This window comes from Streptomyces spiroverticillatus, assembly GCA_014650415.1.
GTDB classification, from domain to species: domain Bacteria; phylum Actinomycetota; class Actinomycetes; order Streptomycetales; family Streptomycetaceae; genus Streptomyces; species Streptomyces spiroverticillatus.
The window spans coordinates 647,732-660,055 of the sequence record BMUX01000003.1; the positions used below are offsets into that span (position 1 = coordinate 647,732).

Sequence of the window (12,324 nt, forward strand, 5' to 3'; positions counted from 1 at the left end):
AGCACCCGTACCCCCACCGCACACCGCAGGCAGGAGCCGCTACTAGCTGGTCACGCCCTCGTGGCCGTGGCCGCCGTGGCCGCCGCTGCCGCTGTCACCGCCGGTGGTCGGCTTGGAGACGACCGGCTTGGTGAGCGAGCTGAGGTCGTGGGCGTAGGTGCCGACCGCGTTCGCGATCACGTCGACGTTGATGTCGAGCGCCTTGTTGTTGATGTTGGTGAGGTCGTCGCACTTCGAGTGGTAGCACTTGTCGTACGCGACGCCCGCCGTGCCGCCGAACTTGGCCGCCTGGGCGGCCGTCTTGAGGCCCTCGGCGCCCGTGAAGGTGCCGCCCGACGGGATGCCGACCTCGATGAACGGGCCGTAGTCGGAGCGGCCGTCGAAGTCGGTGCCCTCGTGCGGGAAGTTCTTGCTGTCGAGGAAGTCGTTGATCCCCTTCTCCAGCTGGGCGGAGCCCTCCGGGCCGGGGCCCGAGCCGACGCCGTCGGAGTTGTCGCCGTCGTAGACGAACTGACCGAAGTTCGGCGAGGCGATCATGTCGAAGTTCAGGTAGAGCTTGATCTTCGCCTTCTGCTCCGGGGTGAGCTTGGCGACGTAGTCCTCGGCGCCGAGCAGGCCCAGCTCCTCCGCGGACCACCAGGCGAAGCGCACCTTGTTGGCGGGCTGCTTGCCGTTCTTGGTGGCCTTGGCGAGCTTGAGGGCGACCTCGATGAGACCGGCCGAGCCCGAGCCGTTGTCGTTGATGCCGGGGCCCTCGGCGACCGAGTCCAGGTGCGCGCCGAGCATCACGGTGTTGGCGGCGTTGCCGCCCTTGGTCTCCGCGATGACGTTGCGGGTGGTCTTGGTGGTCTGGCTCTGGCGGATGTCCAGGTTGACCGTGACCGGGCCCTTGGCGACGTCGGCGGCCAGCGCCTCGCCCTCGGCCTGGGTGATGCCGCCGGTGGGCAGCTTGCCGTCCTCGGCGGAGCCCAGGGTGCCGTTGAGGTCGCCCGCGGTGTTGTTGTAGATGATCGCGCCGACCGCACCGGCCTGCGCCGCGGTCGCCTGCTTCTGCGCGAAGGAGCAGCCGCCGCGCTTGATGAGGGCGATCTTGCCGGTGAACCCGGCCGCGTAGTCGCCGATCTCGCAGCCGGTCGTGTCGTCGAGCGGGACGGCCGCGAGGGGCGCGTTCAAGCCACCGACCGGAGTCGACTTCGTGTACGACATCGCGATGATCTTCACATCGCGCGGCGTCGGCGAGACGACCTTGAGGGTCTGCGCCTGCGTCGCGATCGAGACGAAGCTGAACTTCTCGTAGTGGACGTCGTACCCGGCGTTCTTCAGCAGGCTGAAGACGTACGCGCCGGAGGCGTCGTGGCCCAGCGAGCCGGCGGCGCGGTTGCCGCCCGCCGAGTCCGCTATCGCCTGGAACTGCTTGAGGTGCTGGAACGCGCCCGGCCCGGACGAGTCCGCCACCAGTTGCTTGGCGAGCTTCGCGGCGTCCTTCGCGGGGTCGGAGCCGGCGCGCTGCGCGGACGCCGGGGTGGCGGCGGCGAGCAGGAGCGGCGTGGCGATCGCCAGGGACGCCAGGGCGGCCATGGATCTGCGACTGCGGGATGAAGCGTTCACAGAAGTCCTCTCGGTGCGAACAAATGTGAGGGGAAGTTAGCGATTCCGGGGGCGTCTGGGAATGCTTTTCCGAATACTCACGTGCCCGAGTGTGCGGACGGGGGTGCCGGGACGCGCGTGACAACGGCTGAATGGCGCTCTTGCGTCACCCGGGGCGCTTATGCAACCAGTTGGGTCGCAGGCCCGGCTGAAGGTCAGTCCGTCAGGTGCAGCGCGAGGAGCTCGTCGAGGCCCTCCTTGATCTGGTCCGAGGTCGCACCGCGCGACTCGTGCAGGTGCTGGACCACGCTCGGCGAGAGCGTCGCCAGCAGCAGATGCGCCACCAGGGCCGCGTTGGCCTGCGGCCGGATCTGGCCGACCAGCATCGCGGCGTGCGTGTGCAGCGTGAGGTACGCGGCGGTGTGGTACCTGCCCTGCGGTGACGCCTTGTCGGCCGCGACCAGCATCTCCTCGTGCTCGGCCGTGCGGTCCGCGAGCGCGTGCAGGAAGGCCCGCAGCCGCACCTCCGGCGGGGTCGGCGGGGCGGGCAGCGCGTCCGGGCCCAGCGGCGGCGGACCGGTCATGAAGGCTTCCTGGAACTGCTGCTCCCGGTCGTCGAGGAGTGCGTACAGCAGCTTCTGCACGTCCCCGAACCGCCGGTAGACGGTGCCGACGCCGATGCCGCTGGCGTGCGCGACCGCGTTCATGGTGAGGGCCGCCGGGCCCTTCTCGGCCACGATCCGCGCGGCGGCGTCCAGAATCCGGCGCCGGTTGCGCGCGGCGTCGGCCCGCTCGGGCGGCGGCCCCTCCGCCAGCGGCAGTACGGAACGGCCCGGCAGCGGCGGTACGACGGGGCCGCCCGGGGCGCCGGGCGCGGAGGGGGGCGCGGCGGAGGGCTGGGCGGCAGGGGCGCTCTCGGGCTCGCTCATGGCCGGGAGCGTACCCGAACCGGACACTTATCCACTTCCTCTGCACAGGGTCTTGCCAACCGGATAGCGATCCGTTTAACGTCATCGACGTCAACTCAAGCGGATAGCAATCCGGTTGAGGTCCACGGGAACGCACGCAGCACGCACGCAGCACGCACGGCTCACGCAGACCGCACGCACACCCTCCGGAGAGGCCCCGCCATGACCACCACCGCCGCCCCCGCCAAGATCGCCGTCGTCTACTACTCCGCCACCGGCAGCGTCCACGCCCTGGCCGCCGCCCTCGCCGAGGGCGCCGCCAAGACCGGCGCCGAGGTCCGCCTCCTGCGCGTCGCCGAACTCGCCCCCGACGCCGCCCTCGACGCCAACCCCGCCTGGCGCGCCCACGCCGACGCCACCCGCGACGTACCCGTGGCGACCCTGGACGACCTGCGCTGGGCCGACGCGTACGCCTTCGGCACCCCCACCCGCTACGGAAACGTCTCCTCGCAGCTCAAGCAGTTCCTGGACAGCACCGGCGGCCTGTGGGCGAGCGGCGTCTTCACCGACAAGCCGGTCACCGGCTTCGTCTCGACGTCCAACCCGCACGGCGGCAACGAGTCCACCCTGCTCGCCCTCTACAACACGATGTACCACTGGGGCACCCTGATCGTCCCGCCCGGCTTCACCAGCCCCGTCGTCTCCGCCGCCGGCGGCAACCCGTACGGCACGACCTTCGTGTCCGGCGGCGACATGGGCGCCGAGACCCTCGACGCCGCCCGCTACCAGGGCGAGCGCCTCGCCACCCTCACCTCCCGTCTGCTGGTCGGCGCACAGGCGAAGGAGAGTGCGGGGTGAGACGCCAACTCCGGGAAACAGTGGCCGAGTTGGTCCTGACCGCCGCGCTGCTCTTCCTCGTCGTGACCGCCGTACGGTGGCTGCTCGCCCCGGACTCCCCGGCCCTCGCCGCCGTCCCGGACGCCACCCTCCGGCTCGCCGGGGTGGCCCTCGCGGTCGGCGCCGCCATCGCCCTGGTGATGTCGCCCGGCGCGCGCCGCTTCACCGCAGGGCACCTCAACCCGGCGGTCACCGTCGGCCTGTGGGCCCTGCGCGAGTTCCCCGGCCGGGCGGTGCTGCCCTTCGTCGCCGCCCAGCTCGCGGGCTCGGCGCTGGGCATGGGCCTGGGCCGCGCGGTGTGGGGGCCGATGGCCGACACGGCGGCGGTGGCGCCGGGGGAGTCCTGGAACGGGACGACCGTGCTGGCGCTGGAGGCCGTCGCGATGGCCGCCATGATGCTGCTCGCCGCGTACGCGCTGATCGCCCCGCGCCTGGCCAGGGCGCTGCCGCTGCTGATGGGCGGGAGCGTGGCGGCTGCGATCGTCGGGCTCGGCCCGGTCACCGGGGGTTCGGTCAACCCGGCCCGCCAGTTCGGCCCCGCGCTGTGGTCGGGGCAGACCGGGCACCTGGTCGCGTACCTGGTGGCGCCGGTGCTGGGGGCGCTGCTGGCGGCGGCCGCGTTCAGGATCGTACGACCGCACGAAGGCACGCACCTGCCGTCGCGTGTACGGTCATTGGGTCCGCCGCACGCGCTGTGAAGCATCCGCCCGCGCGACGGAGTGGCTGCGCGCGCGGCCCTATGAAAGACCTCACACAGAAAACACACGCCCCGTGGGCAACTGTCGCGAATGACCGTGTTCGTTCAAGCAGTTGTCGGCAGAAAGCCCCCCGGGGCGTGAAATCCCCCTTCTCCGGTTCGTTCTCCGGTCGTACGATCACGAGGCTGCCGTCCGCGTGAGACAGCACTCCGCAGCGGCACGCCACCTCTTCTTCCCCTTCCTCTCCTTTCGAGGTCTCTCCCGACCGGAGAACCCATTTCCAGAAAAGGGCCCGCGTGAAGATACGTCGCATGCTCGCGACGGCCGTCGCCGCCGCCGTGACCACTCCCGCCCTGCTCCTGTCGGTCACGCCCGCGTTCGCCGCCGACACGGTGCCGGCCGGCCAGGTGCAGGACCAGAAGAAGCCGACCCAGGCCGACCTGGACCAGCTCAAGAAGGCCGTCGCCGATGCGAAGAAGCTGTACGACGCGGCCGTGACGACACGCATCGAGGCCGACAAGGCCGTCGAGGCACTGAAGGCCGACACCAACGCGTACGTCAAGGCCTCGGCCGACGCCAAGAAGAAGTTCGACGAGGCGGAGAAGGCGAAGGCCACGGCCGACGAGGCGCAGAAGAAGGCGAAGGACGCCCTCGACGCACTGTCGAAGGACGGCGCCACGCCCTCCGCGGACGACCTCAAGAAGGCCAAGGACGACCTCGCCGCGGCCGAGACGACGGCGAAGACCCGGGCCACCGAGCTGACCACGGCGATCACGGCCTACGAGAAGGCCGCCAACGAACTGGCCGACAAGCGGGTCGCCGCGGACCGCGCGCTCTTCGCGGCCAAGAACACCGAGACGACCACGAAGTCCGCGTACGACAAGGCCGTCACCGCCTACGAGACCGCGAAGACCGCGGCCGGCGGCGACCCGGTCCCGGACCCGGGCACCGATCCCGGCACGGACCCGGGGACGGACCCCGGCACCGACCCGGGCACCGACCCCGGCACGGACCCGACCGACCCGGACCCGACGAAGCCGAAGCCCCCCTTCGACCCGGACAAGTGCGTGAAGGACGCGGCCCTCGCGACCACGCTCAACGGCCTGCCGTCGAAGATCGTCGCCGGTACGACGGTGGAGTTCACGCTGCACGTCGCCAACGGCACCAAGAAGGACTTCGCCGAGATCAAGCCGTTCGCGGCGGTCTACGGCCACGACAAGTCCACCTTCAAGGACATCGGCGGTCTCCTGAAGCTCCAGTCCGCCGCCGCGGGCTCCAGCGACTGGAAGGACGTCGGCGAGGCCGAGTTCGCGGGCACCATCACCAACCTGAAGGCCGGCAAGTCCGCCGACCTCAAGCTGCGCCTCGCGGTCGACAAGAAGGCCCCGGCCTCCGAGGGCCTGGCGTTCGTCTCGGGCGACTACATCCAGGACCCCGAGTCCTGCATCCGCAACGACCTCAAGGAGTACGCGTTCTCGGTGCTTCCGGAGGGCAGCAAGCTCGACAACGTGGACGACTCGAAGCCGTCCGACGTGAAGAACACCGACAACGTCAAGACCCCGCAGGGCGACTCCTCCGTCGTCCCGGTCACCACCGACGCGGGCAACCTCGCCGCCACCGGCTCCGAGGGCACCCCGCAGCTCGCCCTCGCGGCGGGCGCGGCGATCGTGCTCGGTGCGGGCGCGATGATCGCCGTACGTCGCCGCAAGACGGGCCGGCAGGGCTGAGCGTGAAGCCCTGACGGGCTTGATCGCCACCACGACGGGCCCGTTCGCAGGCGCCACCTGCGACGACTTCTGACCGGTGACTTCTTGACCGGCGTACACGCAGGAACCCCTGGCCGAGGTGGCCAGGGGTTCCTGCGCTTTTGTACGCGTCCGTACGGAACTCACTTCCCGAGCAGCCCCCGCACCGCCGCCCGGTCCACGTTGGTCAGCGCCCGGACCAGCTTCGGGGTGAGGAAGACGACGGCGAACCCGACCAGCGACACCGCCGCGAGCTGGAGCGGCGAGGTGATGTCGTACGTGTGCCGGATGCCGCCCGAGGTGAAGTCGTAGATCCGGTAGCCGCCCCAGCCCTCGACGTACTTCGGGAAGACCCAGTTGTAGGCGGGCAGCAGCGCCACGACCCACCCGACCAGCAGGAACGTCACCGACATCACGAAGCTGAAGATCCGGTACGGGAACATCACCACGTGGAAGAGCAGCGCCTTCCACCCCGCCGCGTCCGTCAGCCGGGCCCGCATCGCGCCCCAGAACCCGGACCGCTCGGCCACGACCGGACCGGGCCCCTCCACATCGAGCCCCAGCCCGAGCCGGGCCCGCCCGCGCTCGGCGGCCCCGAGCCCCCGCGCCCCGGCGAGCATCGCGGCCAGCACCGGCAGCCCGAGGACGGTGACGGCGAGCCCGACCCCCGCCGAGAACAGCACGACGGTGAACACGAACCCGACGATCGCCACCGGCAGCGAGGTGATCGTGTACCCGATCTCGCGGAAGGTGGCCCCGGCGAACGGCCCGCGCAGGAAACCGACTTCACGGGCGGCGGTGTAGGAGGAGGGGACGGGGGCGGTGGCGTACGCGGTCATTTCGGGCCTCGAATCATCGCGGAGGGGACGGTCGCAACGCGTCCGTGGACGTTCGTTGACAAGGAATACGATCCCGAATCCGCCCGCCGAACGGCATGGGGCGACCCGCCCGACCTGGGGTGGTGCTAGCCCCCCTGCCGCGCATGGGTCCGCCCCCGGACCGCGTCCGCCGGCCCCCCTTCCCCCTCCCGCATGTCCCGGACGCCGGGATCGCGCCGTGTCAGTCGAGCCGGCCCGCGCCCGCCGCCTCCACCCGTCCGAGATCCCGCGCACCCGGGCCGGGGGAGTCGGGCCTGGCCGCCTGCCCCGCCAGCAGTCGGAGCGCATCGCCCGACGCCGCGTCGTTCGGGGTGTAGACCTCCAGCCGGTGGTCGGGGCTCTCCGGCTGGAGCCACACCTGGTAGTCGACGGAGAGCGCCCCGACCGTCGGATGCCGGAAGTCCATCGTCCCCACCGTGCAGTCCGCGACCTCCCCCTTCGCCCACAGCTTGGCGAACTCCACGCTCCGCATGGTGAGTTCACCGATCAGCTCCGCCAGCCGGGCGTCGTCCGGATACCGCCCCGCCGTGAACCGCAGATACGCCACGTGCGCCCGCGCCAGCGCCTCCCAGTTCCCGAACAGATCCCGCGTGAGCGGATCCAGGAAGAACAACCGCGGAATCGACGGCCGCCGCGCCGGATCCCGCGGCGCCTCGAAGTCCACGTGCTCGGCGACCAGCGCGTGCCCGGTCCTGTTCCAGTCCAGTACGTCGCCGCGCCTGCCCAGCACCACCGCGGGCGTGGCGTCCCCGATCGACCCCAGCAGCGCCAGCACCCGCGGGTGCGGCTTCTCCGGCCGGGGCCGCACGAGGCGGGGTGCGGCCGGGTGCCGGGCGAGATTGTGCAGGTGGGCCCGCTCGTCCCGGTCCAGCCGGAGCACCTGGGCGAGCGCGTCCAGCACCTGCTGGGAAGCCGTCCCGGCCTGGTTCTGCTCCAGCCGTGTGTAGTACCCGGCGCTCACCCCGGCGAGCTGGGCCAGCTCCTCCCGCCGGAGTCCCGGTACGCGCCGGGCGGTTCCGTACGTACGCAGTCCGACGTCGACGGGCGTGACCCGGTCCCGACGGCTCTTGAGGTACGCCCCGAGGCTCTCCAGTTCCATGCCCCGACCCTAGGCACGGGGCACGCCCCGCTGCCTGCCCCTGCGAGGTGTACCCACACCACGGGGATGGCTGCCCGGCGCACCCCGCCGCAGGCTCCTCCCCATGACCACAACGACCGCCCCCCTCAAGCCCCTTGGCCCGTCCGGACCGTCGACGCCCCGCGCCTGGCTCGGCCTCCTCGTCGTCCTCGGCCCCGTCCTGCTCGTCGCGATGGACAGCTCGGTCCTCTTCCTCGCCATGCCGAAGGTCGCCGCCGCGCTCAACCCGACCGCCGACCAGGCCCTGTGGATCCTGGACGTGTACGGATTCGCCGTCGGCTCCCTCCTGGTGGCCTTCGGCGGCATCGGCGACCGGTACGGCCGCCTGAAGCTCCTGATGGCCGGCGCGACGGTCTTCGGCCTGGCCTCGGCGGCGGCGGCCTTCTCCCCGACCCCCGAACTCCTCATCGCCGCACGGGCGTTGATGGGCGTGGCCGGAGCCACCCTCCTCCCGTCCGCCCTCGCCGTCCTGAGCGAACTCTTCCCCGACCCCCGCGCCCGTACGAGGGCGATCGGCATCTTCGCCGCGACCTTCGCCGCCGGTTTCGCGATCGGCCCGGTCGTCGGTGGACAGCTCCTCTCCACCTTCTGGTGGGGCTCCGTCTTCCTGATCAACCTCCCGGTCGTCGTCCTCTTCCTCGCCCTCGCCCCGACCCTCCTCCACGAGGTCCGCACCACGACCACGGCCCGCATCGACGCCCTGAGCGTCCTGCTCTCGGCCGCAGGCCTCCTGCTCTCCGTATACGGAATCAAGCACACCGCCGCCGAAGGCCCGAGCGCCCTCTCCCTCACCACAGGCGCCCTCGGCATCGTCACCCTCACCTGGTTCGTCCGCCGCCAACTCCGCCTCCCGAACCCCCTCATCGACTTCCGCCTCTTCCGCGACCGGGTCTTCGCCATCGCCGCGATCACCGGCCTGCTCCCCCTCGCGGCCTGGTCGGCGACGGCGTACCTCGGTGGCATCTACCTCCAGTCCGTCCTCGGCCTGACCGTCCTGGACGCCGCCCTGATCGCCCTGCCCGGCGCAGCGGTCCTCACCATCACCTGCATCACCACCCCCTACCTGGTCGCCCGCACCGGCACCCGCACCGCCCTCCTCGCCACCCACTTCCTGATCGCCGCGGGCCTGCTCCTCCTCCTCGCCACCACCGCCACCCACGGCATCGCCTGGTACGTCGCCGCCACCACCCTCTCCGGCATCGGCTACGGAATCTCCTTCAGCGTGGTCGCCGACACGGCCGTCTCCGCCGTCCCCCCGGAGCGCGCGGGCTCCGCCGCCGCCATCGCCGAGACCAGCAACGAACTCGGCAACGCCCTGGGCATCGCCCTCCTCGGCTCCCTGGCCACCCTCCTCTTCCGCCTCCGGGGCCCGGTCCTCGCGGGCACCCTCGACGAAACCCTCCACCTCCCCGGCCTCGCCCCGGCCCTCGCCGCCTCCGCGAAGTCCTCCTTCGTCTCGGGCCTGCACGTGGCCGCAGCAGTGGCGGCGGCCCTCCACATCACGCTGGGCCTCTTCTCCGTACGCCACCTGCCCAAGCGCCCGACCGAAGCCGCCCGGTGATCCGGCGGGAGTCGCAACGCCCGCCGGCCCCGGCCCTCACACCCCGGGCACCACCGGCGCCACCCACCGGCCGCGCCGCCCGGCGACGTACCCCCCGATCCCCAGCCCGACCCCGACCAGCGCGCACACGATCCCCGCCACAGCGACCACCCCCAGCACGGCCACCGCACCAAACCCCTCCTGCACCCGCCCGACCAACCCGGACGCGGCGACGCTGCCCGATTGATCCGAGAGGAAGAAACGTGCATCGAGGGAGTCGCCCCGGTTGTCCCCCAGCAGAAACAGCCGCCCCTCCGGCACCCGCACGTCGTACGGCTCGGCACCGGCATTGACCTGCCCGCCCTTCACGTACGGCTCCTCGACCGGCTCACCGTTCACCGTGATCCGCGCCCCGTCGCACACCACACGGTCCCCACCCACCCCGACGACCCGCTGCACGACCGCCCCACCCCGATAGCGCTCCGGCACCCGGACCAGGACGACGTCCCCCCGCCGCACTTCGTCCGCCCCGATGCGCTCGACGACGATCCGGTCGCCCTGCCTGTACGTCGGCGTCATCGACGAACTCGCCATGACATTCCCCTGGTACTGCGTGAACAGCCACCCGAAGCCCCCCACCGCCAGCACCACCCCCACCGGCACCAGCACCCAGGCCGCAACCCTCAGCCCCCGCCCCTGCTTCTTCACGTGCACCCTCCCCTTGGGCCGCCCGAACTTCTGTACGGGCCAGCAGAGATTAAGCGGGAGCGGCCGGAAGCCCGCACGGGACCACCCGGAGAACGACGAAGGCCCGGACCGTCGAAACGGTCCGGGCCTTCTGCCGGCGGAGGATACGAGATTCGAACTCGTGAGGGGTTGCCCCCAACACGCTTTCCAAATGTTCGCCTGGGGGTACGGGGGTGTACGGGGGGGTCCTGACCTGCGGTGGAGCCGGTGACGGTGGGGGTTCCGAATGGGGCTGTACGCAGGTGAACGCAACCAGAAATGCAACCACGGACGGCGTTCTCTCATCCTGCGGATGACGCCACCGTTCAGCTCATGTCCCCTACCCCCAGAACTTCTTCGGGTGCTTCGACAGCCCTGGGGGCGTCCCACTTCTCCCATGCCGCCTGGGCAAGTTCTCCTTGTGGCCCGTGCCACCTCATGCGCTCGATCTGTCTGTTTCCCAGGACTGACCCCCGAATCTGCCCGTTGGCTTGGCAGACCTCCAGGAGATGCGCCATCTGTTCGTCTGTCATCGTGCGGACAAGATCGTTGAGCACTTGGAGGACCGCTGCCCCGCCCTCGTAAGAGCTCGCCTTCGCAGCCAGCAGGGTCAAAGCAGGGACGAGCCTCGGATCGGGTTCCTCGCCGAGGCAGAGGGCTACCGTCCGCGACATCCCCCTCAAGGCGCCGGCTGCCGTGATGTCCTCAAGGCGGTCGAGCAGCATCCCGTCGACTGGAGCAGGGGGAAGCGGGCCGTAGAAGAGCATGTGCGTCTCCACAAGGTCCAATGGCTTCACCGTGCGCAGCAGCTCCTCCACGCGCGCACGCGTTCCGTCATGCAGCACGTTCCATGTACCGGGTACGTAGCAAAGGCCGCTGATCAGAGCCATGAGGCCCTCGTCGGTGAGAAGGTTCTGCGAGGGCCCCAGAACAACATTCAGCTGCTCATCGAACAGGCTTGGGGCGATCTTCTGTAGCTGCTGGGCGGTGCGCGTATACGTCCAGCGCTGCTTCAACTCAGTTTCGGGCTTGAGCGTCTCCTTGCAGACGACCTTGATCAGATTCGCCTTCAACGCCTTTGTCCCGTAGTCCATGTAGCTGGCGCGCAGATACTCGTTGAGCCGCGTGTCGTCTTGGGGGAAGGACGCTGAGGAGGCTTCTCTCCCGAACCTCTCGATCGCCTTGCGGCCAGTGATCGCTGGATGTGCCAGCAGCGAGTCCACTGCCGAGGCCAAGTGGGCACGCACGAGCTCAGGGGTTGGGGTGAACAAGTCCTCGCCGTCCGAGGCGAAGGCAGGATGGGCGCAGAGATGCCGGTCCTTGTAGAGGCGATCCAGATCTTCTGCTTCGCGGGAGCCGATCAGCTCCAACTCTGTGTGCGCTCGGCCAACGAGTTTGCGTTCGAACTCCTGGAGTGCCGGGACGTTGTTCGCCTTGATGGCTCGATCCAGTTCGTCTCGTAGCCTTGCTGCCGCGCCGCCTTGTTCGGCCATGAGCCGGATCTTGCCTATGACGTCTGCTGCCACCGCGATCCACGTAGAGATTAGTGCCGCCCGATAGGCGCCGACGCTGTATGCAGCCACGGCCTCCTCTATATATCTGCGTGAGGTCAGCGATCGCACCTGGTTCCTGACATCTTCCAACGCGCGCATGCTCCACCCCTCTGAGACGACCAACGAACAAGCAGGTTAGGGGAGAACGGTCGTAGGGGGACCGGGTTTCTTGCAAGCGACTGTCGGGACAGTAGCGGTTGGGGTTCAAGCGCCGCACTGTCCCATTTGCCCGCTTGGCTGGTGAGGCTGCGATGATCTGCGGTTGAACCGAGGGCGGCGGCATCGCCTCTGGAGGTGGCAGCAGAGGATGCGCCTGTCCCGCTGGGAGCCATCGTCAACGCGAGGGCGCAATAGGAATGCTTGTACTTGGTGAAACAGGGAGCTACCGATCCCTCTTTCTTGGAGAATGTACGGCATGGTAGCGATCATTCGTACGGACAAGGCAGAAGAGCGACACTTGGGTCATCACTGGCGGGAGCAGGAAGAAGGGAGCAAGCCGCGATGGATTACTACACAGCCGTACGAATACTGGCAAGGTAGGCACACGACGCTCATCGTGACGGGAATCGATTCCGGTAGTCCGCAAGTCACGTGGCTTGCTCGTGCCGGTAAGACGCACGGTGCGGGTGACGACCTGAAGCGCAGAGTTGAGGT

General features: G+C 70.0%; 10 protein-coding genes. 4 read left to right on the top strand and 6 right to left on the bottom strand.

Translation table 11 applies throughout. From position 1 onward, the window contains the following. Positions 1-42 precede the first annotated feature (42 nt). Positions 43-1,578 (bottom strand): M28 family metallopeptidase, encoded by a 1,536-nt coding sequence (locus IE269_RS11065; protein WP_189822769.1) that lies wholly within the window; start codon positions 1,576-1,578, stop codon positions 43-45. Between the two features lie 224 nt (positions 1,579-1,802). Then, on the bottom strand, positions 1,803-2,516 hold the full coding sequence (locus IE269_RS11070) for a TetR/AcrR family transcriptional regulator (protein WP_189822656.1): 714 nt from the start codon (positions 2,514-2,516) through the stop codon (positions 1,803-1,805). Between the two features lie 201 nt (positions 2,517-2,717). Here IE269_RS11070 and wrbA point away from each other — a divergent pair, with 201 nt between their 5' ends. From wrbA to IE269_RS11085, 3 genes are all read left to right on the top strand, one after another. Continuing rightward, positions 2,718-3,353: an NAD(P)H:quinone oxidoreductase gene (wrbA, locus tag IE269_RS11075; protein ID WP_189822657.1), complete on the top strand. Its 636-nt coding sequence runs from the start codon at positions 2,718-2,720 to the stop codon at positions 3,351-3,353. Further along, a complete protein-coding gene (locus tag IE269_RS11080; protein WP_189822658.1) occupies positions 3,350-4,090 on the top strand; it encodes an aquaporin in 741 nt (246 codons plus the stop codon). The genes wrbA and IE269_RS11080 overlap by 4 nt, the downstream gene beginning before the upstream one ends. Before the next feature lie 296 nt (positions 4,091-4,386). Next, entirely contained in the window at positions 4,387-5,817 is a 1,431-nt protein-coding gene (locus IE269_RS11085; RefSeq protein WP_189822659.1) for an LPXTG cell wall anchor domain-containing protein, read from the top strand. 161 nt (positions 5,818-5,978) lie between these two features. Here IE269_RS11085 and IE269_RS11090 read toward each other — a convergent pair whose 3' ends face one another. Then, complete coding sequence (locus IE269_RS11090) at positions 5,979-6,674, bottom strand: sensor domain-containing protein (protein ID WP_189822660.1); 696 nt, start codon at positions 6,672-6,674, stop codon at positions 5,979-5,981. Between the two features lie 220 nt (positions 6,675-6,894). Then, positions 6,895-7,812, bottom strand: a complete 918-nt coding sequence (locus IE269_RS11095) for a helix-turn-helix transcriptional regulator (RefSeq protein ID WP_189822661.1) — start codon at positions 7,810-7,812, stop codon at positions 6,895-6,897. A 103-nt stretch (positions 7,813-7,915) separates the two neighbouring features. On the opposite strand from IE269_RS11095, the gene IE269_RS11100 reads away from it, so the two are divergent. Further along, positions 7,916-9,412 (top strand): MFS transporter, encoded by a 1,497-nt coding sequence (locus IE269_RS11100; RefSeq protein ID WP_189822662.1) that lies wholly within the window; start codon positions 7,916-7,918, stop codon positions 9,410-9,412. Positions 9,413-9,448: 36 nt separating this feature from the next. On the opposite strand, the gene lepB is transcribed toward IE269_RS11100, so the two are convergent. Both lepB and IE269_RS11110 read right to left on the bottom strand, forming a co-directional pair. Next, entirely contained in the window at positions 9,449-10,099 is a 651-nt protein-coding gene (gene lepB / locus IE269_RS11105) for a signal peptidase I (protein ID WP_229897534.1), read from the bottom strand. A 344-nt stretch (positions 10,100-10,443) separates the two neighbouring features. Then, the gene (locus IE269_RS11110) at positions 10,444-11,769 is read right to left on the bottom strand and encodes a hypothetical protein (RefSeq protein WP_189822664.1); all 1,326 of its coding nucleotides are present in this window, start codon (positions 11,767-11,769) and stop codon (positions 10,444-10,446) included. Between the last annotated feature and the right edge of the window lie 555 nt (positions 11,770-12,324).

What these genes read in the sequence shown, in the direction of transcription:
- IE269_RS11100 (WP_189822662.1), top strand. Translation starts at nt 7,916, where the DNA reads ATGACCACAACGACCGCCCCCCTCAAGCCCCTTGGCCCGTCCGGACCG.
- IE269_RS11110 (WP_189822664.1), bottom strand. Translation starts at nt 11,769, where the DNA reads ATGCGCGCGTTGGAAGATGTCAGGAACCAGGTGCGATCGCTGACCTCA.
- IE269_RS11090 (WP_189822660.1), bottom strand. Translation starts at nt 6,674, where the DNA reads ATGACCGCGTACGCCACCGCCCCCGTCCCCTCCTCCTACACCGCCGCC.
- wrbA (WP_189822657.1), top strand. Translation starts at nt 2,718, where the DNA reads ATGACCACCACCGCCGCCCCCGCCAAGATCGCCGTCGTCTACTACTCC.
- IE269_RS11065 (WP_189822769.1), bottom strand. Translation starts at nt 1,578, where the DNA reads ATGGCCGCCCTGGCGTCCCTGGCGATCGCCACGCCGCTCCTGCTCGCC.
- IE269_RS11095 (WP_189822661.1), bottom strand. Translation starts at nt 7,812, where the DNA reads ATGGAACTGGAGAGCCTCGGGGCGTACCTCAAGAGCCGTCGGGACCGG.
- IE269_RS11070 (WP_189822656.1), bottom strand. Translation starts at nt 2,516, where the DNA reads ATGAGCGAGCCCGAGAGCGCCCCTGCCGCCCAGCCCTCCGCCGCGCCC.